25 protein-coding genes, 1 pseudogene and 1 riboswitch are annotated in these 23,863 nt (G+C 75.4%); of the genes and pseudogenes, 13 read left to right on the top strand and 13 right to left on the bottom strand.

Features of this window, described 5'->3' with window-relative positions:
- Both FHL80_RS14155 and FHL80_RS14150 read left to right on the top strand, forming a co-directional pair.
- A partial coding sequence (locus FHL80_RS14155; protein ID WP_216870723.1) for a helix-turn-helix domain-containing protein occupies positions 1-1,889 on the top strand: 1,889 nt, incomplete at its 5' end.
- Positions 1,890-1,906: 17 nt separating this feature from the next.
- Positions 1,907-2,788, top strand: coding sequence for a 3-methyladenine DNA glycosylase (locus FHL80_RS14150; RefSeq protein WP_138734037.1), 882 nt, complete (start codon positions 1,907-1,909; stop codon positions 2,786-2,788).
- Positions 2,789-2,807: 19 nt separating this feature from the next.
- Here FHL80_RS14150 and FHL80_RS25565 read toward each other — a convergent pair whose 3' ends face one another.
- Positions 2,808-2,969 carry a hypothetical protein gene (locus FHL80_RS25565; protein WP_216870722.1) on the bottom strand — a complete coding sequence of 54 codons (162 nt, stop codon included), beginning with the start codon at positions 2,967-2,969 and terminating at the stop codon, positions 2,808-2,810.
- A gap of 92 nt (positions 2,970-3,061) precedes the next feature.
- On the opposite strand from FHL80_RS25565, the gene FHL80_RS14145 reads away from it, so the two are divergent.
- Entirely contained in the window at positions 3,062-3,901 is an 840-nt protein-coding gene (locus FHL80_RS14145) for a tyrosine-protein phosphatase (RefSeq protein ID WP_138734036.1), read from the top strand.
- 4 nt (positions 3,902-3,905) lie between these two features.
- Here the strand turns inward: FHL80_RS14145 and FHL80_RS26745 are convergent, their stop codons facing one another.
- From FHL80_RS26745 to FHL80_RS14135, 4 genes are all read right to left on the bottom strand, one after another.
- Positions 3,906-4,031: a hypothetical protein gene (locus FHL80_RS26745; protein ID WP_281283483.1), complete on the bottom strand. Its 126-nt coding sequence runs from the start codon at positions 4,029-4,031 to the stop codon at positions 3,906-3,908.
- Positions 4,032-4,051: 20 nt separating this feature from the next.
- Positions 4,052-4,411, bottom strand: a complete 360-nt coding sequence (locus FHL80_RS26740; protein ID WP_216870720.1) for a diguanylate cyclase domain-containing protein — start codon at positions 4,409-4,411, stop codon at positions 4,052-4,054.
- 139 nt (positions 4,412-4,550) lie between these two features.
- Positions 4,551-4,706, bottom strand: a complete 156-nt coding sequence (locus FHL80_RS25555; RefSeq protein ID WP_216870719.1) for a hypothetical protein — start codon at positions 4,704-4,706, stop codon at positions 4,551-4,553.
- A 159-nt stretch (positions 4,707-4,865) separates the two neighbouring features.
- Positions 4,866-6,581 carry a phosphoenolpyruvate--protein phosphotransferase gene (locus tag FHL80_RS14135; RefSeq protein WP_138734035.1) on the bottom strand — a complete coding sequence of 572 codons (1,716 nt, stop codon included), beginning with the start codon at positions 6,579-6,581 and terminating at the stop codon, positions 4,866-4,868.
- Between the two features lie 236 nt (positions 6,582-6,817).
- Between FHL80_RS14135 and FHL80_RS14130 the strand changes: the two genes are divergently transcribed.
- The 5 genes and pseudogenes from FHL80_RS14130 to FHL80_RS27085 form a co-directional block, all read left to right on the top strand.
- Positions 6,818-7,591 (top strand): DeoR/GlpR family DNA-binding transcription regulator, encoded by a 774-nt coding sequence (locus FHL80_RS14130; RefSeq protein WP_246078676.1) that lies wholly within the window; start codon positions 6,818-6,820, stop codon positions 7,589-7,591.
- Positions 7,588-8,619 (top strand): 1-phosphofructokinase family hexose kinase, encoded by a 1,032-nt coding sequence (locus FHL80_RS14125; protein WP_138734034.1) that lies wholly within the window; start codon positions 7,588-7,590, stop codon positions 8,617-8,619. The genes FHL80_RS14130 and FHL80_RS14125 overlap by 4 nt, the downstream gene beginning before the upstream one ends.
- Positions 8,620-8,639: 20 nt before the next feature.
- Positions 8,640-10,760, top strand: a complete 2,121-nt coding sequence (locus FHL80_RS14120; RefSeq protein WP_138734033.1) for a PTS fructose transporter subunit IIABC — start codon at positions 8,640-8,642, stop codon at positions 10,758-10,760.
- 57 nt (positions 10,761-10,817) lie between these two features.
- Complete coding sequence (locus FHL80_RS14115; protein WP_138734032.1) at positions 10,818-11,078, top strand: HPr family phosphocarrier protein; 261 nt, start codon at positions 10,818-10,820, stop codon at positions 11,076-11,078.
- Between the two features lie 505 nt (positions 11,079-11,583).
- Positions 11,584-11,862 (top strand): annotated as a pseudogene (locus tag FHL80_RS27085) (hypothetical protein); the annotation flags it as partial.
- A 46-nt stretch (positions 11,863-11,908) separates the two neighbouring features.
- On the opposite strand, the gene FHL80_RS26280 reads toward FHL80_RS27085, so the two are convergent.
- The 4 genes from FHL80_RS26280 to pdhA all read right to left on the bottom strand — a co-directional run bounded on the left by FHL80_RS26280 (position 11,909) and on the right by pdhA (position 15,724).
- The gene (locus FHL80_RS26280) at positions 11,909-12,061 is read right to left on the bottom strand and encodes a hypothetical protein (protein WP_246078675.1); all 153 of its coding nucleotides are present in this window, start codon (positions 12,059-12,061) and stop codon (positions 11,909-11,911) included.
- A 71-nt stretch (positions 12,062-12,132) separates the two neighbouring features.
- Positions 12,133-13,605, bottom strand: a complete 1,473-nt coding sequence (locus FHL80_RS14105) for a dihydrolipoamide acetyltransferase family protein (RefSeq protein ID WP_138734031.1) — start codon at positions 13,603-13,605, stop codon at positions 12,133-12,135.
- Positions 13,605-14,585 (bottom strand): alpha-ketoacid dehydrogenase subunit beta, encoded by a 981-nt coding sequence (locus FHL80_RS14100; RefSeq protein ID WP_138734030.1) that lies wholly within the window; start codon positions 14,583-14,585, stop codon positions 13,605-13,607. Before FHL80_RS14100 ends, FHL80_RS14105 begins: the two co-directional genes overlap by 1 nt.
- Entirely contained in the window at positions 14,585-15,724 is a 1,140-nt protein-coding gene (gene pdhA, locus FHL80_RS14095) for a pyruvate dehydrogenase (acetyl-transferring) E1 component subunit alpha (protein WP_138734029.1), read from the bottom strand. The genes FHL80_RS14100 and pdhA overlap by 1 nt, the downstream gene beginning before the upstream one ends.
- 212 nt (positions 15,725-15,936) lie before the next feature.
- Here pdhA and FHL80_RS14090 point away from each other — a divergent pair, with 212 nt between their 5' ends.
- Positions 15,937-16,437: an Lrp/AsnC family transcriptional regulator gene (locus tag FHL80_RS14090; protein ID WP_138734028.1), complete on the top strand. Its 501-nt coding sequence runs from the start codon at positions 15,937-15,939 to the stop codon at positions 16,435-16,437.
- Positions 16,438-16,453: 16 nt separating this feature from the next.
- On the opposite strand, the gene FHL80_RS14085 is transcribed toward FHL80_RS14090, so the two are convergent.
- Positions 16,454-16,705, bottom strand: coding sequence for a DUF3253 domain-containing protein (locus tag FHL80_RS14085; protein WP_138734027.1), 252 nt, complete (start codon positions 16,703-16,705; stop codon positions 16,454-16,456).
- A gap of 66 nt (positions 16,706-16,771) precedes the next feature.
- Between FHL80_RS14085 and FHL80_RS14080 the strand changes: the two genes are divergently transcribed.
- Both FHL80_RS14080 and FHL80_RS14075 read left to right on the top strand, forming a co-directional pair.
- On the top strand, positions 16,772-17,728 hold the full coding sequence (locus FHL80_RS14080) for an aldo/keto reductase (RefSeq protein WP_138734026.1): 957 nt from the start codon (positions 16,772-16,774) through the stop codon (positions 17,726-17,728).
- 39 nt (positions 17,729-17,767) lie between these two features.
- Complete coding sequence (locus FHL80_RS14075) at positions 17,768-18,268, top strand: hypothetical protein (protein WP_138734025.1); 501 nt, start codon at positions 17,768-17,770, stop codon at positions 18,266-18,268.
- On the opposite strand, the gene FHL80_RS14070 is transcribed toward FHL80_RS14075, so the two are convergent.
- The 3 genes from FHL80_RS14070 to FHL80_RS14060 all read right to left on the bottom strand — a co-directional run bounded on the left by FHL80_RS14070 (position 18,265) and on the right by FHL80_RS14060 (position 21,187).
- Complete coding sequence (locus tag FHL80_RS14070) at positions 18,265-19,590, bottom strand: serine hydrolase domain-containing protein (protein ID WP_138734024.1); 1,326 nt, start codon at positions 19,588-19,590, stop codon at positions 18,265-18,267. The genes FHL80_RS14075 and FHL80_RS14070 overlap by 4 nt on opposite strands.
- A gap of 9 nt (positions 19,591-19,599) precedes the next feature.
- Positions 19,600-19,947 (bottom strand): DUF3817 domain-containing protein, encoded by a 348-nt coding sequence (locus FHL80_RS14065; protein WP_138734023.1) that lies wholly within the window; start codon positions 19,945-19,947, stop codon positions 19,600-19,602.
- Between the two features lie 169 nt (positions 19,948-20,116).
- Complete coding sequence (locus FHL80_RS14060; RefSeq protein ID WP_246078674.1) at positions 20,117-21,187, bottom strand: C40 family peptidase; 1,071 nt, start codon at positions 21,185-21,187, stop codon at positions 20,117-20,119.
- A gap of 97 nt (positions 21,188-21,284) precedes the next feature.
- Positions 21,285-21,428, bottom strand: a riboswitch (cyclic di-AMP (ydaO/yuaA leader).
- 182 nt (positions 21,429-21,610) lie between these two features.
- On the opposite strand from FHL80_RS14060, the gene FHL80_RS14055 reads away from it, so the two are divergent.
- Both FHL80_RS14055 and FHL80_RS14045 read left to right on the top strand, forming a co-directional pair.
- Positions 21,611-22,147 (top strand): hypothetical protein, encoded by a 537-nt coding sequence (locus tag FHL80_RS14055; protein WP_138734021.1) that lies wholly within the window; start codon positions 21,611-21,613, stop codon positions 22,145-22,147.
- Between the two features lie 120 nt (positions 22,148-22,267).
- Positions 22,268-23,821 (top strand): phytoene desaturase family protein, encoded by a 1,554-nt coding sequence (locus tag FHL80_RS14045; protein ID WP_138734020.1) that lies wholly within the window; start codon positions 22,268-22,270, stop codon positions 23,819-23,821.
- The last annotated feature ends 42 nt before the right edge of the window (positions 23,822-23,863 follow it).

The raw sequence follows: 23,863 nt of genomic DNA, 5'->3' as shown, positions 1-23,863 counted from the left end.
CCCCTGCCCCCGGCGGCACGACCGAGTTCCTGGAGCTGCTCCTCGGCGACGCAGCGGCGATCGAGTACGAGCGCCCGCTGGTGCAGGCGCGCGCGGCCGGGGCGGACCCCGCGGAGATCGCCGGGCTCGAACGGGCCAAGGTCCTGGCCCTGCAGGTCCGGGAGGCGTTCCAGGCCCGCCGGCGCCGGGAGTCGGAGCTGTCGGCGCTGTTCGACACCGCCAGCGACCTCGCCCGGCTGCGCAGCGTCGACTCGGTGCTGACCGCGATCGTGCGGCGGGCCCGGCAGCTGCTGGGCACCGACACCGCGTACCTGACGCTGAACGACGACACCCGCGGTGACACCTACATGCGGGTCACCGACGGCACGGTGTCGGCCTGGTTCCAGTCCCTGCGGCTGCCGATGGGCGCCGGCCTCGGTGGCCTGGTCGCCCAGACCGCCGCGCCGTACGCGACCGACAGCTACTTCGCCGACACCCGGTTCCGGCACACCGAGGACATCAACGGCGGCGTGCGCGAGGAGGGCCTGGTCGCGATCCTCGGGGTGCCGCTGCTCCGCGGGTCCCAGGTGATCGGCGTCCTCTACGCCGCCGACCGCACCGAGCGGACGTTCGAGCGCTCGGAGGTGGCGCTGCTGGGGTCGCTGGCGGCGCACGCGGCCATCGCGCTGGACAACGCCCGGCTGCTGGAGGAGACCCGGGCGGCCCTGGATGAGCTCTCCGCCACCAGCCGGGAGCTCCGGGCGCACAGCGCCTCCGTCGAGCGTGCCGCCGGGGCCCACGACCGGTTCATCGACCTGGTGCTGCGCGGCGGCGGCGTGGAGGACGTCGCGGTCGCGGTGACCGAGGTCCTCGGCGGCCGGCTGACCGTGCTGGACCAGGACGGCCGGCCGACGCCCAGCGGGGGCGACCCCGGCCCACCCGACCCGGCCGGCGCGCTCGGCCTGGCCCGGACGACGGGCCGCACCGTCCGGGACGGCGACTGGTGGACCGCCGCCGTCACCGTCAACGACGAGCTGATCGGCGGCCTGGTGCTGGGCCGGGAGGAGGAGCTCTCGGACTCCGACCAGCGGATCCTCGAGCGCGCCGCGCTGGTCACCGCCCTGCTGCTGCTCATCCGCCGGTCGGCCGGCGAGGCCGAGCACCGGGTCCGGGGCGAGCTGCTGGGCGAGCTGCTCAGCGCGCCCACCCGGGACCCGGACGGGCTGCGCGAGCGCGCCCGACGGCTCGGGGCGGACCTCGACCGGCCGCACGCGGTGGTGGTCGCCCGGATCGGCGACGACGTCGACGACGGGGTCGGCACCCGGGCCGCGGCGGCCGCCGGGCACCTGGCCGCCGTGCGGGGCGGGCTGGCCGGCGTGCACGAGGGCCGGCTGGTGCTGTTCCTGCCCGACGTCGCCCCCGGTGCGGCGGCGGAGGCGGTGCGGACGGAGCTGCGGTCCTCGGCCGGAGCGGTGACCGCCGGGGGCGCGGGCCCGGCGACCGGCCCGGAGGCGCTGGCGGCCGCGGCCGTCGAGGCCACCCGCTGCCTGGGCACGCTGGTGGCGCTGGGGCGCACCGGGCAGTCGGCCAGCGCCGAGGAGCTCGGCTTCTTCGGCCTGCTGGTCGGCGAGCGCCGGGACGTCGGCGCCTTCGTGCGGGCCACCCTGGCGCCGGTGCTCGACTACGACGCCAGGCGCGGCACCGACCTGGCCGCCACGCTGCGCGCCTGGTTCGACGCGGGCGGCAGCCCGGCCCGCGCGGCCGAGGCGCTCCGGGTGCACGTCAACACGGTCACCCAGCGGCTGGACCGGGTCGCCCGGCTGCTCGGCCGGGACTGGTCGACCCCGGACCGGGCCCTGGAGGTGCAGCTCGCGCTGCGCCTGCACCGCCTCGCCGAGGGCACCCCCTGAGGTCCTAGCCTGGTCGGGTGCGCCTCCTCGACCCCCCGGTCCTGACCGAGGTGGAGTGGACGGTCCGCGAGGCGGCTCACCAGCACCGGGTCGACGCGTGGGTGCTGCCGCACCAGCAGCGCCGGCGCGCGGGCGAGGCCCACCCGGTGTGGGACTTCCTCTTCACCTACTACTCGCAGGCCCCGGGCCGGCTGCGCCGCTGGCACCCGGGCCTGGGCACCGTGCTGACCGGCCCTGCCGCCGAGGCCCGGCTGAGCTGGCCGTTCCACGCCCGGGTCGGGCCGGGCGTCGCCGTGGACGTCGGGGCGTTCCTGGCCAAGCGCCGCACCGCGGTCGGCTGGGTGCAGGGCCTGCTGTCGGCGACGGCCGGCCGGAGCGCCCAGTTCGGCTGCTTCGGGCTGCACGAGTGGGCGATGCTCTACCGGCCGGGTGCAGGCGAGGTGCGGCACGAGCAGCTGCCGCTGCGGCTCGGCCAGGCCGGGACCGACGCGGTGGTGGAGAGCCACCGGGTGCAGTGCAGCCACGTCGACGCGTTCCGGTTCTTCACCCGCGCCGGCGTCCCGCGGAACACCCTGGCCCCCACCCGGGAGACCCAGCAGCAGCTGGAGCAGCCGGGCTGCCTGCACGCCACCATGGACCTCTACAAGTGGGCCTACAAGCTCAGCCCGGCCGTCCCGGGCGAGCTGCTCGCCGACTGCTTCGAGCTCGCGGCCGACGTCCGGGAGCTGGACATGCGCGCCTCGCCCTACGACCTGAGCGCGCTGGGCTGGGCGCCGGTCGCGATCGAGACACCGGAGGGCAAGGCGGAGTACGTCGCCGCGCAACGCGGGTTCGCCGCCCGCGGCGGCGCGCTGCGGGCACGCCTGCTCGACGTCTGCCGGCACCTGCTCGACGACTGACCCGTCGAGCCCGCCGTCCTCAGCTGAGGACGGCGGGCGGCAGGTCGTCGACCGCCGTCCCGCGGCGCTTGCCGCACCGCCGGCACCCCTTCGCGGCGGGTCCCCGCAGCTGCTCGTCGACGGGGTGGGCGGACACGTACGCGTGGCGTCCGAGTCGGCACCACAGCGGCTTGCTGGACATGCACCGAGTGTGGGCGCGAGACCCTGCCCGGTCCACGGGTCCGGTCCTGGCTGCGCGCTGCCCGCCGACGGGTGACGTCGTACGGTCGGAGCGTGACCTCCACCCGCACCGACCGCTGGCTCCACCTGGACGGGACGACGAACACCCGCGACCTGGGCGGGCTGCCCACGGTCGACGGCGGCGAGACCGTGTTCGGCCGGGTCCTGCGCAGCGACAACCTGCAGACCCTCAGCGAGGACGACGTCCGGACCCTGGTGGAGGAGGTCGGGCTGACCGAGGTCATCGACCTGCGGACGACCGCGGAGATCCTGATGGAGGGCCGCAGCCCGCTGCGGGACGTCGACGCGGTGACCCACCGGCACTTCACCCTGCTGCCCGAGCGGGGGAAGCGCACCGACGTCTTCGCCGCCGAGGAGGACGACGAGGAGATCCGGGCGCAGCTGCCCGCCGACTGGGTCGAGTCGCTCCTGCCCCGCCAGGTGGAGTCCGCCGACGAGGGCGAGCCACCGGCGGTCCGCTCCTACCTGGGCTACCTGACCGACGGGACGGACAACGTGCTCGCCGCACTGCGCACGCTGGCGGCCGGCGGCCCGGGCGCCGCGGTGGTGCACTGCGCGGCCGGCAAGGACCGCACCGGCGTCGTCTGCGCGCTGGCGCTGGCGGTCGCCGGCGTCGAGCCCGAGGCCATCATCGCCGACTACGCGCAGACCGCCGAGGTGATCGAGGCGCTCGTCGCCAAGCTGCAGACCCACCCGACCTACGCCGAGGACATGACCCGGCGGGACGTCGCCAGCCACACCCCGCGGGCCGAGTCCATGCGCCGGGTGCTCGAGCTGCTGGACGAGCGCTGGGGCGGACCGATCGGCTGGCTCGAGCAGAACGGCTTCGGCGCCGACGAGCGGGCCGCTCTCCGCGCCCGCCTCCGCGCCTGACGGCTCAACCCCGGCGACGGCCGCCCGCCGGGTCGCTGCGGTACGCCTTCACCCGGTACATCGCCGCGTCCGCCGTCCGCAGCAGCCCCTCGCCGCCGTCGTCGGCGACCGGGGCCACGTGCACGGCCACGCCCACGCTCGCCCGGACCGTCACGGGCTGCCCGCCGAGCTGGAACGGTTCGTCGAAACAGCCGGCCACCCGCTCGGCCAGCCGTTCGGCGTCGGCCCGGTCGACGACGTCACGTCGGCCCGGTCGACGACGTCGGGGAGGACGAGCGCGAACTCGTCGCCGCTCAACCGGCCCACGGTGTCCCCGGGCCGGACGACGGCGCGGAGCCGATCGGCGACCTGCCGCAGCAGCTCGTCGCCGGCCGCGTGACCGAGGGTGTCGTTGACCTCCTTGAACCGGTCCAGGTCGCAGAAGAGGACGGCGAGCGGCGCGTCCGGGCCGGCCTGGCCCAGGTGCCTGGTCTGCTCACCCTCCCCGCATCGGCAGGTCGGGCGCGGCACCTGAGGGCTCCATCGTCCCGGTCACCCCCCGGGGGGGCCGAACAGGCCCCGGAACGCACAGGACCCCGGCTCCCGTGCGGGAGTCCGGGGTCGCGGTGCGTTCGTGCGCGCCGCCCTCGTCGTCGAGGGCGGGAGGTGGTCAGCGCACGACGTTGGTGAACTGGTTGCTGTTCGCGAGGGTCAGCAGCTCGTCGCGCATCGCGGGGCTGCTGGTGCGGGCGACGGCGGCCGCGAGGGCGCGTCGCGTACGCGACGCCTGCCGACGCTGACGCCAGCTGGAGGTCACGCTGCTCATGTCACTGCCTTCTTCCGGTGGTCCCAGGTGGGTGTGTTACGCCTGTAGTAAAGCAGGCGAGACGCTGGGTATTCCATCGGATCGCAGGGTGTGTCGCACGAGTCACCGAAGGTTCATTCCCCCGAAGGGGTCAGTGGCCGACGAACCATCGGACTCACCTCAGCCGGCGGCGAGCACCTCGCGCACGGCGGCCCGGGCAGCCTGCGGATCGGCCGCCGCCAGTGCCACCTCGGCCGCACGCCGGCAGGTGGCCAGGTCCACGGTCGCCAGTCGGGCGCCGACGCCGGCCACCGAGGACGCCGCGCAGGACAGCGAGGAGATGCCCATGCCGACCAGCACGCAGGCCAGCATCGGATCCGCGGCCGCCTCGCCGCACACGCCCACGGGCTTGCCGGCCCGCTGACCGGCCGCCGCGGTGGCCCGGACCAGCTCCAGCAGGGCCGGCTGCCAGGGGTCGGTGAGGTCGGCCAGATCGGCCGACAGCCGGTCGGCGGCGAGCGTGTACTGCGACAGGTCGTTGGTGCCGATGGACAGGAAGTCCAGGTGCTCGAGGAACCGGTCGGCCAGGACGGCGACCGACGGCACCTCGACCATCACGCCGGGCACCAGGCCCCGTTCGCGCACCTGCGCGGCGAAGTCCGCCGCCTCCGCGACGGTGGCCACCATCGGCGCCATCACCCACGGCTGCGCGCCGGTCGCCTGCGCGGCCTGGGCCACGGCGTCGAGCTGGTGGACCAGCAGCCCCGGGTCCCGCCGGGCGGTGCGCAGCCCGCGGACGCCGAGGGCCGGGTTGGCCTCGTCCGGCGGGGTGGCGAAGGGCAGCGGCTTGTCCGACCCGGCGTCCAGCGTGCGCAGCACGACCTTCCCGTCCGGGAAGGCGGCGAAGACCCCGGCGTAGATCTGCGCCTGCTCCTCCACCGAGGGCTCCTCGGTGCGACCGAAGAACGCCAGCTCGGTGCGCAGCAGCCCGACGCCCTCTGCGTGCGCCGCGGCAGCCGCCTGTGCCCCGGGGCCGTCCTGGACGTTGGCCAGCACCTGCACGGGGTGGCCGTCGCGGGTGGTGCCCGGGCCCCGGTAGCCGGCCAGCGCGGCCGCCGCCTCGTCCGACGCGGCGACCCGGGCGGCGGCCTCCTGGGGGTCGGGGTCGACGGTGACCGTGCCGCGCTCGCCGTCGACGAGCACGACCACCCCTTCCGGGACGTCGGAGAGCCCACCCACGCCGACCACGCAGGGCAGGCCGAGCTGGCGGGCGATGATCGCGGTGTGGCTGGTCGCGCCGCCCAGCCGGGTGGCCAGGGCGATGACCCGGGTCGGGTCCAGGCCGGCGGTGTCGGCCGGGGCCAGGTCGTCGGCGAGCAGCACCGAGGGCGTCTCGGGCGCCGGGACGCCGGGCTCCCCCTGCCCGGTCAGCTCGGCGACGATCCGGTCCCGCACGTCCCGCACGTCGGTCGCCCGCTCCGCCATGACCCCGCCCAGGCTGGTGAACAGCTCGACGAACTGCTCCGCCGCCCCGACGGTGGCGACCTCGGCCGAGGAACCCTCGCCGATCCGCTGCTCGACGGTCGACAGCAGCCCGCGGTCCTGGGCCAGCTGCGCGGTGGTGTTGAGGACCTCGGCGCTCACTCCGGTCGCCGCGGCGGCGCGGCCGGCCAGCCGCTCCGCGACCGCGTCCGCAGCCGCGGTGAACCGGTCCTTCTCGGCGGCGCGCTGCGCCTCCGGGACCGACAGGCCCGGGGTGGTCGGCAGCTCGACCGCGCCGACCGGGCGGACGACGGGGCCGACCGCCACCCCGGGTACCACCGGCGTGCCGGACAGCACAGTCGTTCCGGGCAGGGTCTCCGCGGCGGGCCGCGTACCGGTCGGGGTGCTGGACATGGATGGCCTCACTGTCTGCTCGGACCCGGCGTGGAGGCCCGTCATCGGAACGGGTCACGTCGATCTGAGGCGATGGGGGGAGGGTCGCAGCAACGTCGGTGCGTTCGGTGACCAGAGTCACGAACTGGTCTTGACTTGTCAACTGATCCCACGTAGAACAACAACATCACAACTGGGAACCCACACAATCGGGCATCCGAGACCACACCGGGACCCAACGTCCGCCGCCCAGGGAGGTGACCGTGTACGCAGAGGAGCGCCAGCAGGCCATCGCCGGCCTGGTCACCCAGCGCGGCCGGGTCGCCGTCACCGCCGTCGCCGAGCACTTCGGGGTCACCACCGAGACCGTGCGGCGCGACCTCGCCCTGCTCGAGCGGGCCGGGATGCTCCGCCGGGTCCACGGGGGCGCGGTGCCGGCCGGCACCTTCGCCGTGGTGGAGCCCGGTCTCGGCGAGCGGCGCAACACCCGGATCGAGGCCAAGCGCCGGATCGCCGCCGCGGCGCTCGCCCTGCTGCCGGCCAGTTCCGGCAGCCTCATCCTCGACGGCGGCAGCACCACCGCGGCACTCGCCGAGGTGCTCCCCGGCGACCGCGCGCTGGTCGCGGCGACCAACTCCGTCCCGATCGCCGCCCGGCTGGCCGGCTTCCCCGGCATCACGCTGCACGTGCTCGGCGGGCGGGTCCGCGGCATCACCCAGTCCGCGGTCGGCGAGTCCACCCTGGCGTCGCTGGCCGACCTGCGGGCCGACGTCGTCTTCCTGGGCACCAACGGGATCAGCCCCGGGCACGGCTTCTCCACCCCGGACGAGGCCGAGGCCGCCGTCAAGCGGGCGATGGCCCGGGCCGGGCAGCGGGTGGTCGTGCTCGGCGACAGCAGCAAGCTCGGTCGCGAGCACCTGGTGCGCTTCGCGACCGTCGAGGACGTCGACGTCCTGGTGACCGACGACGAAGCCGACCCGGCCGTCGTCGCCGAACTCGAGACTTCGGGGATCGAGGTGCTCGTCGCATGACGACAGAACCCACCGCGGCCGGGAGGCGGGTGGTCACGCTGACCGCGAACCCCAGCCTGGACCGGACGCTGGACCTGCCCGGGCCGCTGGAGCGCGGCACCGTCGCCCGCCTGGGCGGCAGCTCCACCGAGCCCGGCGGCAAGGGCGTGAACGTCGCGCGGGCGATCGCCGCCGCCGGCGCCGACGTGGTCTCGGTGCTCCCCGCCGCCGACGACGACCCCATCGTCAAGGCGCTGCACGCGCTGGGCCTGCGGTTGTCCACCGTGCCCGTGCAGACCCCGGTCCGCACCAACTACACGCTCACCGAGCCCGACGGCACCACCACGAAGCTCAACGAGCCCGGCGCCCGGCTCGACCCCGTCAGCCTCGCCGCGCTCGAGGGCGCCGTGCGCGCGCACGCCCTCGGCGCGCGGTGGGTGGTGCTGTCCGGCTCCCTGCCGCCCGGCGCGCCGCTGGACTGGTACGCCACGCTGGTCCGGTCGCTGCGCGGCACCGGCGCGCGGATCGCCGTGGACACCTCCGAGGCGCCGCTGCTGGCCCTGCTCGCCGCCGGGCCGGACGCAGCTCCGGACCTGCTCAAGCCGAACACCGAGGAGCTCGCCCAGCTGGCCGGCGTGCCCGAGGAGACGCTGGGCGCCGATCCCGACGCCGCGATCGCAGCGGTGGCCGGCCTGCACGAGCGGGGCGTCGCCGAGGTGCTGCTGACCCTCGGCGGCGACGGTGCCGTGCTCTCCACCGCCGACGGCGGCCTGTGGTCGGCGCGCCCGCCCCGCACCACCGTGCGCAGCACCGTCGGCGCGGGCGACTCCAGCCTCGCCGGCTACGTGCTGGCCGACCTGGCCGGTCTCGACCCGGCCGGGCGGCTGCAGAACGCCGTGGCGTACGGCTCGGCCAGCGCCGCGCTGCCGGGCTCCGCCGTCCCCACCCCCGACCAGGCCGACCTGGCCGGCGTGGCCGTCACCGCCGGCCTGCCCGCCTCCCCTGCTCCCGCCGAGGCCGCCCCGGCCGCCGGTGCCGACGCCCGCTGAGAACCCCCGGGAGAAACTGCATGTCCACACTGATCACGAGCGACCTGGTGGCGCTCGACGCCGACCTCGGTCCCGACAAGGACTCCGTCATCCGCCGGCTGGCCGGTCTGGTGGCCGGCGCCGGCCGGGCCACGGGGACGGAGGCGCTGCACGACGACGCCATGGCCCGCGAAGCCAAGGTGGCCACCGGCCTGCCCGGCGGCATCGCCATCCCGCACTGCCGGTCCGGCGCGGTCACCGAGGCGTCGCTGGCCTTCGCCCGGCTGGACCCGAAGGTCGACTTCGGCGCTCCCGACGGCCCCGCCGACCTGGTGTTCCTCATCGCCGCGCCCGAGCACGGCGACGCCGATCACCTGACGTTGCTGACCGCCCTGGCCCGGGCCCTCGTGCGGCCGGAGTTCGTCGCCTCGCTGCGCGCCGCCGGTTCCGCGGACGAGGTCGTCGGCGCGGTCCAGGACGTCGTCTCACCACAGCCGGTCGGCGCCACGACCGGCGCCACGGCGGCCGTCGCCCCGGCCGGGCAGGCCCCCGCCGCGACGGCGCCGTCCGGGCGGAGCATCGTCGCGGTCAGCGCCTGCCCGACCGGCATCGCGCACACCTACATGGCCGCCGACAAGCTCACCGCCGCGGCCAAGGAGATGGGCGTCGAGCTGCACGTCGAGACGCAGGGGTCCTCGGGGTCGACGCCGCTGGACCCGTCGGTGATCGGCAAGGCCGACGCGGTCATCTTCGCCGTGGACGTCGGGGTCAAGGACCGCGAGCGGTTCGCCGGCAAGCCGGTGGTGCAGTCGGGCACGAAGCGGGCGATGAACGAGCCCGAGGTGATGATCCGCGAGGCGCTCGCCGCCGCGGACGACCCGAACGCCCGCCGTGTCGAGGGCGGCGGCGGAGGGGGCGGGACGACCTCCACCGGTGCCGGTGGGGGCGGACCCAGCGGCGGGGCCGAGGTCCGCCGCTGGCTGCTCACCGGGGTCAGCTACATGATCCCGTTCGTCGCCGCCGGTGGTCTGCTCATCGCGCTGGGCTTCCTCTTCGGCGGATACCAGATCAAGTCGACCGATCCGAGCTCGGCTGCGGGCGCCAGCTACGCCACGAACTGGGTGCTGAACAACACACTCCTCAACCTGCCCGACGTGTCCGGGGTCGAGGGCTTGCACGGCGGCCTGCTCGGCTACCTCGGAGCGCTGTTCTTCACACTCGGCGCCGCGGCCTTCGGATTCCTCGTGCCGGCGCTGGCCGGCTACATCGCCTACGCAATCGCCGACCGGCCGGGCATCGTCCCCGGCTTCGTCGTCGGCGCGGTCTCCCTGACGGTGGGCGCAGGCTTTCTCGGCGGCCTGATCGGCGGCATCATCGCCGGCTTCGCCGCCCGTTGGATCAGCCGCTGGAAGCTGCCCACCTTCGCCCGCGGGCTGCAGCCGGTCGTGATCATCCCGCTGCTCGCCACGTTGATCTCCAGCGGCATCATGGTGGTCGTCCTCGGCCGACCGCTGGCCAAGGCGCTCAGTGGGTTGACCAACTTCCTCAACGGCCTGACCGGCAGCTCGGCCCTGCTCCTCGGCATCATCCTCGGCCTGATGATGTGCTTCGACCTCGGCGGCCCGGTCAACAAGGCGGCCTACGTCTTCGCCACCACGGGGCTGACCGCCGACGCCAGCCGCGGCTCACTGGTCATCATGGCCACGGTCATGGCCGCCGGCATGGTGCCTCCGCTGGCGATGGCCCTGTCCAGCACCGTCCTGCGGCCCCGGCTCTACACGGAGGCCGAGCGGGAGAACGGCGCGGCGGCCTGGCTGCTGGGCGCCTCGTTCATCTCCGAGGGCGCCATCCCGTTCGCCGCGGCCGACCCGCTGCGGGTGATCCCCTCGATGATGCTCGGCGGCGCCACCACCGGAGCCATCGTGGCCGCCAGCGGCGTGCAGCTGCGCGCTCCGCACGGCGGCATCTTCGTGTTCTTCGCGATCTCCGGCATCGTGATGTTCTTGGTCGCCCTGATCGTCGGGACGGTCGTCGGGGGCCTCGCGGTCACCATCGCCAAGAGCATCGGCCGCAAGAAGGGCGACGCCGTCCCCGAGGACGCCGTCGACCTGGCCCACGCCCACAGCCCGGCGGCGGTCCCGGCGCGACCGGCCGCCGTCTGACCGGCAGACTGACCTCCGCTTCTCGGCCCGCTCGTCAGACACAGAAAGCAGGTACCGATGCCCTCGAAGACCGTGACCGTCGGCTCCGCCGTCGGCCTGCACGCCCGTCCCGCCGCCCTCATCGCCGAGGCGGTGTCGAAGTCGGGGGTGCCGGTCACGCTGGCCACTCCCGGTGGCAACGCCGTCGACGCCGGCTCGCCCTTGATGATCATGACCCTCGGCGCCAAGCAGGGCACCGAGGTGACCGTCAGCAGCGACGACGCGAGCGTGCTCGACCACATCGCCGAGATGGTCGCCACCGACCTCGACGCCGAGTAGAGCGAGCCATGACGGCGCCCGTCCCCCGCGGGGGGCGGGCGCCGTCGTCGTGGTGCCGGTCGGTCGGCGGTGCTCCGACCCTGGGGCGGTGGACGCAGCGAGCCGGCAGCGGGCCGGGGCAGCGCTGCGACGGCACGCCCCCCGGACTCGCGGGCACCGAGCTCGCCCCGCTCGAGCAGGGCCTGGACCACACCGCCTTCCTCGCCGGTGACCTGGTGCTGCGGGTCGGCACCGACGTCGCCCGCGAGGCCCGGCTGCTGCGGCTGGTGGCGGACCGGGTGCCGCTCGGCCGGCCACTGCTCGGCCGGGACGCGGAACGGCGCCCGCCCCCTGCGGAAGGGGCGGACGCCGTCATCCGGTGGCCACCGTCGAGCCTCTCGGGTGACCTGCTGCATCCCTACCCGGTCGTGCGCCACCGACACATCGCCGCACGTCGGACCGTCGACGCCCTGGCGCCGGCGGCTCCCCGGCGGGAGGCTCCCCGCGTGCAGACCCAGGTGCAGCGGTGCACGGTGGTGACCGGCGGGGGTCGCGGTGTCGGCCGCGGCATCGTGGAGCGGCTGCTCGCCGCCGGCGACGCGGTCGTCGTGGTCGAGCGGGACCCCGCGGCCACCGCCTGGTGCGCCGACCACCCCGCGGCCGAGCGGCTGCGGTCGACTCCGGCCCGGCCGGGGTGCGGGTCAACGCCGTCGCGCTGGGGTCCGTGGAGACCGAGCGGTACCGCGCCCTCCTGGCCGGCCAGGACGCCGAGGCGGCCGACCGCGTGCAGGCCCAGCTCGTGGGGCTGCACCCGATCGGCCGGATCGGTCAGGTCGGCGACGTCGCCGGGGTCACGGCGAGGCTGCCGCGGCGAGCGCCGCCTCGACGCCGTGCATGTTCGCGTTGGCGCCCCGGTGGTCCTCGCCGGTCGTCCCGGCGCGGTCGAAGGACTCCGCGGCCAGGCCCTCCTCGTCGTCCGCGCCGGCCCCGACGGCCGGCCGCACCAGGGTGGTCCAGCAGGGTGGCCAGGCTGAAGAGGTCGGTCACCCGGCGACGGTAGCGCCGACGGGAGGCATCAGAAGGCGAGCGCCGTGCCCGGGTCGTGCAGCAGCGCGCCGACGTCGGCGAGGAAGCGCGAGCCGAGCTCCCCGTCGATGATCCGGTGGTCGAAGGAGAGTGCCAGCTGGGTCACCTGCCGGACGCGGATCTTCCCCTTGTGCACCCACGGCATCTCCCGGACCGCCCCGAACGCCAGGATCGCCGACTCACCGGGGTTGAGGATCGGCGTCCCGGTGTCGACGCCGAAGACCCCGACGTTGGTGATCGTGATGGTCCCGCCGGACATGTCGGCCGGCGCCGTCCTCCCGGCTCGCGCGGTGGCGGTCAGCTCGGCCAGCGCAGCGGCCAGCTCGACCAGCGACAGCCGGCCGGCGTCCTTGACGTTCGGCACCACCAGGCCCCGCGGCGTGGCCGCCGCGATGCCCAGGTTCACCGCACCGTGGACCACGATCTCCTGCGCCGCCTCGTCCCAGGAGCTGTTCACCATCGGGTGCCGCTGCGCCGCGAGCAGCAGCGCCTTGGCGACGAACAGCAGCGGGCTGACCTTCACCCCGGCGAACTCCGGCCGGGCGGCGAGCCGCTCGCGCAGCTTCATCACCCGGGTCACGTCGACGGTGAGGAACTCGGTGACGTGCGGTGCGGTGAAGGCACTGGCCACCATCGCCGCGGCGGTGTGCTTGCGCACCCCCTTGATCGGGATCCGGGTGTCCCCGACCTGGCTCTCCGCGCGGAGAGCCGACTCCTCGGCGGCGGGGGCCGGGGTCGCGAGGGCGGCGTCGACGTCGGCGCGGGTGATGACCCCGCCCGGGCCGCTGCCGGTCACGGTGGAGAGGTCGACCCCGAGGTCCTTGGCGTACTTGCGCACCGGAGGCTTCGCCAGCGGCCGCAGCGCGCCCCGGCCGGACACCGGCGAGCTCGTCGGCGCGGGAAGCGTGTCCGCGGTGCTCACGTGCGCCTCGGCGGCGCGGCCGGTCTCCAGGCCACCGTGCCGCACCGGCTTGACGGTCGCGTCCGGCGCGGTGGCCAGCAACGGCGGACGCTCGCTGCCCGAGCCGTGGTCGGCCTCCGGGAGCACCTGCGGCGCGGTCGCCCGGGCGGCCGCGCTGGTGCCGTTCCGCCGGGGACGACGGGTCGCCTCGGTGCTCTTGGGCCCGTAGCCGACCAGGACGGCGGTGCGGCCGTTGGCGTTGGTCTCACCGATCAGCCCGGAACCGGCCGGCTCGGCGGGTTCCGGAGGGCCCTCGCCGCCGAGGTCGATGGTGATGATCGGGGCGCCGACGTCGACCGTCGTCCCCGGCTCGTACAGCAGCTCGGTCACCGTCCCGGCGAACGGGCTGGGCAGCTCCACGGCGGCCTTCGCCGTCTCCACCTCGCAGAGCGGCTGGTTGACGGTGACGGTGTCACCGACGGCGACCAGCCACGACAGGATCTCCCCCTCGGTGAGCCCCTCACCGACGTCGGGCAGCTTGAACTGGCGCAGGTCCGGCATCAGAACCCCAGCGATCGGTCGACGGCGTCGAGCACGCGGTCGAGGTCGGGGAGGTACTCCTCCTCCAGCTTGGACGGCGGGTAGGGCGTGTCGTACCCGCCCACCCGCAGCACCGGCGCCTCGAGGGAGTGGAAGCACTCCTCGGTGACCCGGGCAGCGATCTCGGACCCCAGCCCGAGGGTCACCGGCGCCTCGTGCACGACGACGCACCGGCCGGTCCGGCGGACCGAGTCGAACACGGGGGCGAGGTCCAGCGGGGAGACGGTGCGCAGGTCGATGACCTCGAGCGACCGGCCCTCCTCGGCGGCGGCCTGGGCGGCCTGCAGCGCCGTCTTCACCATCGGGCCGTAGGCGAGGACGGTCACGTCGTCGCCACCACGCACCACGCGGGAGGCGAACAGCGGGTCCGGGGTGGCGTCGACGTCGACCTGCCCCTTCTCCCAGTACCGGCGCTTCGGCTCGAGGAAGACGATCGGGTCGGGGTGCGCGATCGCCTGCTGGATGCCCCAGTACGCGTCGGGCGGGGTGCTCACCGCGACCACCTTGAGGCCCGCGGTGTGCGCGAAGTACGCCTCCGGGCTCTCGCTGTGGTGCTCGACCGCGCCGATCCCGCCACCGAAGGGGATGCGGATGACGATCGGCATCGGCAGCCGGCCCCTGGAGCGGGCGTGGATCTTGGCGACCTGGGTGACGATCTGGTTGTAGGCGGGGAAGACGAAACCGTCGAACTGGATCTCGCAGACCGGCCGGTAGCCGCGCATGGCCAGCCCCACGGCGGTGCCGAGGATGCCGGCCTCGGCCAGCGGGGTGTCCACGACGCGGTCGTCGCCGAAGTCCTTCTGCAGGCCGTCGGTGATCCGGAAGACCCCGCCGAGCTTGCCGATGTCCTCGCCCATGAGCACGACCTTGGCGTCGTCCTCCATCGCCTTGCGCAGGCCGAGGTTGAGCGCCTTGCCGATGGTCAGCGTCTCGGTGCTCATCAGTGACCCTCCCCCTCGAAGCCGGCGTGGTAGGCCACGAACTCCTCGCGCTGGCGGACCAGCTCGGGGGTCTGCTCGGCGTAGACGTGGTCGAAGATCTCGGTGCCGGCCGGGTCGGCCATCTCCAGCGTGCCTCGGCGGATCCGCGCCGCCAGCTCGTCGCCCTCGGCGTCGACCGAGGCGAAGAACCCGGCGTCGGCGATGCCCGAGCGGGACAGGTGGGCCTTGAGCCGGGCGATCGGGTCGCGCAGCTTCCACTCCTCCAGCTCGCTGGCCAACCGGTAGCGGGTCGGGTCGTCGGAGGTGGTGTGCGCGCCCATCCGGTAGGTGAACGCCTCGATGAAGGTCGGCCCCTGGCCCTCCCGCGCCGCGGCGAGCGCCGCCCGGGTGACCGCGAGGACGGCGAGGACGTCGTTGCCGTCGACCCGGACGCCGGGGAAGCCGAAGCCCGCGGCGCGCTGGTACAGCGGCACCCGGGACTGCCGCTCGATCGGCACGCTGATCGCGTACTGGTTGTTCTGGCAGAAGAAGGCGACCGGCGCGGAGAAGGTCGCCGCCCAGATCATCGCCTCGTTGACCTCGCCCTGGCTGGTGGCGCCGTCGCCGAGGAAGGCCAGCGTCGCGCTCTCCGCGCCGTCGCGCTGCAGGCCCATCGCGTAGCCGGTGGCGTGCAGCGTCTGCGCGCCGATGACCACGGTGTAGAGGTTGAAGTGCGTCGCGACCGGGTCCCAGCCGCCCTGGTCGACGCCGCGGAACAGGCTCATCACGTGCAGCGGGTCGACGCCCCGGGTCCAGGCGACGCCGTGCTCCCGGTAGGTGGGGAAGGCCATGTCGTCGGCGGCCAGCGCACGGCCGGCGCCGACCTGCGCGGCCTCCTGGCCGAGCAGCGAGGCCCAGATGCCCAGCTCGCCCTGCCGTTGCAGCGCGGTTGCCTCGACGTCCCAGCGCCGCACCAGGGCGAGGTCCCGGTACAGCTGACGCAGCTCCTCGTCGCTGACGTCGAGGGAGTAGTCGGGGTGCTCGACGCGCTCGCCCTCCGGGGTGAGCAGCTGCACCAGGTCGGGTTGACCGGGCAGGTGGGGGGCGCCGGCCCCGGGTACGGGGTCGACCACCTCGGTGGTCTGCGACAGCGTGCTCATGCCCATCTCCTGCCGTCTCGCGGGTGCCGGGGTCACCGACCGCCCGTCGTCGGACGTCTCCGCGGCGCCGGGGTGTGGCACCACTCACACATCGTGGCACGCGGAACCGCGTCAGGAGCAGATCACCACGCGACCGTTCTGCGCAACACCTTCACCCGACAGTGCGCACGATGACCAGTGTCCTGCCCTCGCTACGTGTCAGACTGAGCAACATGCCCGCCGTACCGGACCGTCTGGACGCCACCGACGCCCGGTTGCTCCTCGCCCTCTCCGCGGACCCGCGGGCCACGGTCCTCTCCCTCGCCCAGACCCTCGGCCTGGCCCGCAACACCGTCCAGTCCCGGCTCGCCCGGCTGGAGTCCGGCGGCGTGCTGGACCCCTTCGAGCGCCGGGTGCGCCCCGAGGCGCTCGGCTACCGGCTGGGCGCCTACGTGACGGTGCAGGTCGTGCAGCGCAGCCTCGCCGACGTCGGTGACGCGCTGGCCGCGATCCCCGAGGTGCTCGAGGTCATCGGCCTGTCCGGGGTCGCCGACCTGCTCGTGCAGGTGGTCGCCGTCGACGCCGACGACCTGTGGCGGATCACCGAGCAGGTGCTGGCCATCCCGGGCGTGCAGCGCACCGACACGAACCTCGCGCTGCGGCGGTTCGTCGACCACCGGATGACCCCGCTGCTCGAGCGGGCCGCCGGCACCGCCGCCGCCGAAGGGGCCTGACACCCGGGGTGCGGGATCAGCGCGGCCGGCGGATCCGCACCGGCCCGCGCGCGGTGGCGACGTGGACCACCTCGCCCCGCTGGGTCACCTCGACCTCCCCGCTCGCGGCCAGCCGCCCCGCCGCGGCCCGGGCGGCCGGCATCAGCTCCCGCCAGCCGTCGGGGTCGACCGCACGGGCTGCCTCCGACGGGCAGATCGTCGTCCCGGCCCGGCGCTCGTCCAGCAGGGCGTCGATCGTCCGCTCCAGGGCCCGGTCGAGGTCCTCCACCGGTCCAGGATGGACCGGCGGCACCGATCGCGCCCGGCCGGGCGCCGCCCGTGCTGGGATGGCCCGGTGCCCACCCCGACCCCTCCGGCCCGCCTCGGGCTCGGTCTCGCTGCCGCCGGCCGGCCGGCCTACCTGGCCCTCGGCCGGGACGTCGACCTGCCCGGGGACCGCTCCCCCGCCGCCCTGCAGGCACGGACGCACGAGCTGCTGGACGCCGCGACCGCGCTGGGCATCGAGTACGTCGACACCGCCCGGTCCTACGGCCGGGCCGAGGAGTTCCTCGGCTCCTGGTTGCGCACCGCCGAGCGGGTGCCGTTCGTGGCCAGCAAGTGGGGTTACCGGTACGTCGGCGACTGGCGCCGGGACGTCGACGTGCACGAGGTCAAGGACCACGGGGAGGCGGCCTACGAGTCCCAGCTGGCCGAGACCACCGCGCTGCTGGGGCCGTGGCTCCGGCTCTACCAGGTGCACTCGCTGACCGCCGACAGCCCGCTGTGGGAGGACCGGCCGCTGCAGCACCGGATGGCCCGGCTGCGCGCCGAGGGCATCGAGCTCGGCTTCTCCACGTCGGGGCCGGCCCAGGCCGAGGCCGTCCGCCGGGGGCTGGCCCTCACCGTCGACGGCGCCCCGCTGTTCACCAGCGTGCAGTCGACCTGGAACCTGCTCGAGCCCTCCGCCGGGGCGGCGCTGGCCGAGGCCGCCGAGGCCGGGGCGCGGGTCGTGGTCAAGGAGGGCGTCGCCAACGGCCGGCTGACCGACCGCGGCACCGCGTTCGGCAGCCCCCTCGGCGGGGCGGCCCGCGAGCGCGGGGTCGGCGTGGACGCCCTGGCCCTGGCCTGCGCGCTGGCCCAGCCCTGGTGCGACGTGGTGCTCTCCGGCGCGGTCACCGTCGCCCAGCTGGAGAGCAACGCCGCCGCACGCGACCTGGTCACCCACGCGGAGGGGTGGACCCCGGAGGAGTGGGTGCAGCCGGAGGACCCGGCGGCGTACTGGTCGGCCCGCAGCCGGATGGGCTGGGGCTGACCCGTTTCACCGGCGGCGTGGGCCGGGTAGGGCGCGACCATGGCGACGAGCACCCCTGGCGCGGGCAGGCGCGGCACCAGCACGCTGGGCTGGGTGCTGCGCGGTGCGGCCGCCGGCGCCGCGGGGACGACGGCGCTGAACGCCGTCACCTACCTGGACATGGTCGGCCGCGGGCGCGGCACCAGCTCCACCCCGGAGCAGACCGTCGAGGCGCTCGCCGAGAAGGCGCACGTGCGGATCCCCGGGGACGAGGAGAAGCGGTCCAACCGGGTGCAGGGGCTGGGTCCGCTCACCGGGCTCGTCGCCGGGATCGGCGTGGGGGTGCTGACCGGGCTGGTCCGCGCCACCGGGTTCCGGAGCCAGCCGCTGGTCGGGACGGCGCTGACCACCGTCGGCGTGCTGATCGCGTCCAACGGCCCGATGACCGTCCTGGGCATCACCGACCCGCGCACCTGGTCCAGGACCGACTGGGTCAGCGACGTCGTCCCGCACCTGGCCTACGGCGTGGTCGTGAAGACCACCATGGACGCCTTCGCCTAGGGTCGCCAGCCGCGGTCGTCGACGCCGCCGGGCACCGGGGCGTCGGGGTCGTAGGGCGTGCGGGTGAAGACGAACGTCGCCAGCTCCAGGTGGTCCGGCGCGATCCGCAGCGTCTCGCCCGCGTAGTAGCCGTCCAGGCCCACGAAGGTGCCGTCCTCGCGGGCGGCGAACCGGCTGGCCCGGCCACTGCGCCCCGGCAGCGGCCCCAGGTGCAGCAGCCCCCCGGCCTGCGCGCGCAGCACGTGCGGCACCGGCCCCCAGAACCAGGTGCCGAGCAGGTCGAGGGGCACCGCCGGCGGGGACGGCGTCCAGGCCTCCACCACCCGCGGCTCGGCGGCCCGCAGGTCGGCCAGCAGCCCGGGCACCAGCGGGTCGAGCCCGCTGGTGGTGTTGGCCAGCGTGACCGCGCCGGTCTGCTCGGCCCGGTCGACGAACACGCCGGCGAGGAAGCCGGGCATCGAGCCGCCGTGCCCGACCAGCACCGCCCCGTCCACGCGCAGCACCTGCACCCCGAGCCCGTAGGCCGACCAGCCCGGGACGGAGGGGTCGACGCCGGCCGGCACCGTCATCTCCTCCAGCGTCGCCGGCGACAGCACCTCCGCGGTGTCGCCGAGCAGGAAGGCGGCGAACCGGCCCAGGTCCGCCAGCGTCGCCCAGAGCTGGCCGGCGGCGGCCATCACGCCCGCGTCGTGCTCGGGCTCGGGCAGGACGACGTCCGCCCACGGGTGCACGGCCGCCCCCTGCGCCGCGGTCCCGGTGGGTCGCGGGCTGGTGCGGGTCATGCCCAGCGGCCCGAGCACCTCCTCGCCGACGACGTCGGCCCAGGGACGGCCGCGGTGCCGTGCCACCAGCTCACCGAGCAGCCCGAAGCCGAGGTTGGAGTAGTGGAACCGGCGTGCGGCGCCCAGCACGACGTCCTCGCCGGTCAGCTGCAGCTCCTCCAGCGACCCACCGGGCACCCGCTCCCACCAGCCGCCGGGGCTCTCCGACGTGGCACCGGCGAGGTGCGAGAGCAGCTGACCGACGGTGCGCTCGCCCAGCGGGGTGCCCGGGACGTGCCGCTCCAGCGGGTCGTCCAACCCCAGCCGGCCCTCGTCCCGCAGCCGCATCACCGCCACGGCGGTGACCGTCTTGCTGATCGACCCGATCCGGTACTGGACGTCGGTGTGCGGCCCGGGGACGTCGCCCCGCCCGGTCGACCAGGCGAGACCACCGTCGCGGACGACGCCGGCGACCAGGCCGGGCGCCCGGCCGTCGCGCTGCACCCGGGCGGTGCGGGCCAGCAGGGTGCGCGCGGTGGAGGGCAGGACCGGTTCGACCATGCGCGGAGGCTAGCCAGCCACCGCGGCCGCGGGCGCGTCGAGGAACAGCCGGCCGGTGCGCCGGGCCCAGCGCTCGAACACGACCGTGCACAGCGGCGGCACGGAGGCGACCAGCGCCAGCAGCGCGGTGCGCGGCGACCAGCCCAGCACCCGCCAGGCCAGCAGGCTGACCAGGACGTAGGCCACGAAGACCGCGCCGTGCACCGGACCGGCCAGCTGGACGCCGAGCTCGGAGGTGCGCAGCACCCACTTGACGAACATCCCGGCGAGCAGCAGCACCCAGGACACCGCCTCGGCGACGGCGACGGCGCGGAACACCCGCGCCACGGTGCGCGGGTCGGTCAGGGCTGCGGGCACGGTGCTCCTCTGCTCGGCCGGGACGGGACTGCCCATCGTGCCCGTGGGACCTGGCTCACCCTCGACACGGCGGTGCCCCGGCCGCCGTGAGGCAGCCGGGGCAGCGAGGGCCCGGTTCAGAGGCTCGCCGCGAGCGTGCGAGCGGTGAGGGGAGCCGCGGGTGTGTCGTTCAGCCCAGGCGGCGCATGGCGGTGATGCTGCCCATGACGTCGATGCTGGCGACCTTGACCACGTCACCGGACGTCGGCGCGTGCACCATCTGCCCGTTGCCGATGTAGATGCCGATGTGGCTGACCGGGGAGTAGAAGGCGATCAGGTCGCCCGGCTGCAGCTGGGCTCGGGTCACGGCCGTGCCCATCCCGGCCTGGGCGCCGCTGGAGTGCGGCAGCGAGATCCCGGCGGCGGCGTAGGCGTACTGGACCAGCCCGGAGCAGTCGAACGAGCCCGGGCCGGCGGCCGCCCAGACGTAGGGCTTGCCCTGCTGGGCCAGCGCGGTGCTGACCGCGGTCGCCGCGGCCCCACCGGCAGCCGGGACTGCGGCAGCAGGTGCGGCCGCCGCCGCGGTCGAGGGGCTGGACGACCCGGCCGAGCTGCTGCTGCTGGCGGTGCTGGACTGGGTCCGCTCCGCCCGGGAGGCGGCCTGGCTGGCCCGGGCCGCGGCGTCGGCGGCGGCGGCACGCGCTGCGGCAGCAGCCTCCGCCTCGGCCCGCGCCTTCTCCTCGGCGGAGAGCCGGTCGTACGCGGCCTTGTACTCGGCGACCTGGGTGTTGAGGTCGGCCTGCTGGGCGGCGACCTGGTCGACCAGCTCCTGCGCGTCGGCGGTCGCCCTGGTGGCGGCGGCCTCGGCGGCGTCGGCCTGCTCGGTCGCGTCCTGCGCGGCGCCGAGCACCTCGTTGTTGTGGTCGGCGATCGTGCCGAGCGTGCCGACCCGGTCGAGCATCTCGTCGGCGGACGTGCTGCTCAGCATCGCCTGGAGGGTGCTCAGCTGGTCGCCGGTGTAGGCGCTGCGCGCCACCTGGCGGACCTGGTCGCGGGCGGTGCCGACGGCGGCCTCGGCTACCTGCACCTGCTGGCGGGCCTGCTCGGCCTCCGCCTGCTTGGTGGTCAGCGCCTCACGGGCGTCGTTGAACTGCTCGGTCACGACCTCGAGGTCGTGTCCCCGGGCCGCGACGAGGGCCGCGGCCTCCTGGGAGGTGGTGGGCTGCTCCGGGGCGGCGAGCGCCGGCAACGGAGCGAGCACGACGCCGCCTGCGGCGACGAGGGTGAGGAGGACCCGACGGCCGGTGCGGTCACGACGGGCAGAGCGGTGCGTACTCGCCATGTTCGGCGGGTGTGTCCTTTCTTCCACCTGCCGCCTACCGAGTTAGCTGACGGGTTCGGGCGGGAAGACACCCGGTACCTCGAGCCCGTGTGCGGGCGGCGAGGTGCTTCACCCCAGTGCTGCGGTGGGTCCCCGGTCCACGGGCTCGCGGGTGTCGCTGCGAGCCGCGGTGGTTCGGCGGCGGTCCTGGCGGTCGCCACCGTGGCGGTGGCTGAGCTGCCCGTTCGGACCGCCGCCGACCGTACGTGCGTCATGGACTGATGACAAACGCCTCCTCCCGATTTGTGCAGAAACTCCTGGCGTGTGCTCCGACACGCTCACCGGGCGTGACAGGCTCGCCGGGTGCGGGGGTTGGCGCGGCGGGAGTTCTGTCTCGTCCTGCTGCGCCGGATGGCCGACACGCGACCTGACCTGGTCGCCGACGCGCTCACCCGACTGGGCGCCGACCGCGCCGAGGCCCGGGCGGCGCACCGCCGCTGGCAGGCCCTCCAGCACGCTCCGCGAGCTCCGCACGGCCTGTCGTTGCAGAGCGCTGCCCTCGGTCCACCGGCGATGAGTGACGAAGTTCGCATCGGCGACCTCCCGCTCGTCGTCCACCGCTGGCCGCTGCCGCTGTGGCCGCACCTGCTGTGGGAGGTGCTGGCCGACCCGGGCGGAGCCGTGCTGGGCGAGCAGCTGGTCCGCGCCCCGGGCTCACCGGTCCCCCCGGCGTCGTCCGGGCTGCTCGTCTGGGAGCACGTGGTCGCCGACGTGGCCGCGCTCCCCGGCGCGGTCGGTGTCGACCCCGGCGTGCAGCCCCGCTGGGAGGTGCACCTGCCCGGCGGCACCCGCGCCCGGTTCGTGTGGGGGTTGCTCCAGCAGGTGGACGCCCCTGCATGATCAGGACGTGCCGCACCTCACCCCCGCCACCTGGGACGACCCGGTCGTCCAGCAGCTGACCACCGCCCAGCAGGTCGAGATGCGCGACCTCTGCGACGGCGACTTCGCCCGGGTGCCGGCATGACCGCCGTCCGGTACGACGCGGTGGTCGTCGGCGGTGGGCACAACGGGCTGACCGCCGCCGCCTACCTGGCCCGGGCCGGCTGGTCGGTGCTGGTGCTCGAGCGGCGCGAGGTGCTCGGCGGCGCCGCGATCAGCCAGCAGGTCTTCGCCGGCGTCGACGTCCGGCTGTCGGCGTACTCCTACCTGGTCAGCCTGCTGCCGGACCGGGTCGTCGCCGACCTGGCGCTGCCGCTGACCCTGCTGGACCGGTCGGTGGCGTCGTACACGCCGGTCCGCCGGCAGGGTTCCCACCGCGGCCTCCTGGTCGAGCGGGACGAGGGACCGGAGACCGCGGCGTCCTTCCGCGCACTGACCGGCTCGGACGACGAGCTGGCCGGCTGGCAGCGGTTCTACGGCCGGCTGTCCACCCTGGCCGAGGACCTGGCGCCCACGCTGACCCAGCCGCTGCCCTCGCCCGCGGAGCTCGAGGGCCGGCTGCGCGACCCCGGCATCTGGCACGACCTGCGCGAGCGCCCGCTGGCCGACGTCGTAGCCGACCACCTCGCCGACGACGACGTCCGCGGCGTGGCGCTCACCGACGGCCTGATCGGCACCTTCGCCGACGTGCACGCCGCGGACGGGCTGGCCGGCCGCTGCTTCCTCTACCACCTCATCGGCAACGGGACCGGCCGCTGGCGGGTGCCGGTGGGCGGCATGGGCGCGGTCAGCGGCGCGCTGGCCACCGCCGCCCGGGCGGCCGGGGCCGAGCTGGTCACCGGCGCCACCGTGACCGCGCTGGAGACCCGCCCGGACGGCGTCACGGTGCACTGGACCGACGACGCGGGGACGGCGCACGCCGCCGACGCCGGGTACGCGGTCAGCGGCGCCGCCCCGGCGGTGCTCGACGACCTGCTCGGCGCACCGTCCCCGGTCCGGCCGTCGGGCTCGCAGCTGAAGGTCAACATGGTGCTGCAGCGGCTGCCCGGGCTCCGCTCCGGCGCCGATCCGCGGCTCGTGTTCGGCGGCACGCTGCACGTCGACGAGGCGGCCTCGCAGATCGACGCCGCGTACGCGCAGGCAGCGGGTGGGCGGTTGCCCGACGTCGTCCCGTTCGAGGTGTACTGCCACTCGCTGACCGACCCCTCGATCGTCGGGGGCACGGGGCTGTCGACGCTGACCCTGTTCGGCCTGCACACCCCGGCTGAGCTCTACGCCGCGGACCCGGTGGGCACCCGGGAGGAGGCGGTGCGCCGGGTGGTGGCCCAGCTGGACGCGCACCTGACCGAGCCGCTGGCGGACTGCCTCGCGCTGGACGCCGACGGCCGGCCCTGCCTGCAGGCGTCGTCCCCGCTGGACGTGGAGGCCGCGCTGGCGATGCCGGGCGGGCACATCTTCCACGGCGACCTGTCCTGGCCGGTCGCGGACGAGCCGGCGCAGGCGGGCACCTGGGGCGTGGCGACGCCGCACCCCCGGGTGGTGGCCGCCTCCTCCGGCGGGACGGTGCGCGGCGGGGCGGTCAGCGGGCTCGGCGGCTTCGCCGCGGCCCAGCACCTGCTCGGCGCCGAGGGGTGAGCGCGGCAGAACTGGGCACCGGAGGACCAGGCGAGCCGGTCC

Origin of the sequence: Modestobacter excelsi, assembly GCF_005930495.1 — a bacterium.
GTDB lineage: Bacteria > Actinomycetota > Actinomycetes > Mycobacteriales > Geodermatophilaceae > Modestobacter > Modestobacter excelsi.
This window is presented reverse-complemented; position numbering and strand designations above follow the sequence as displayed.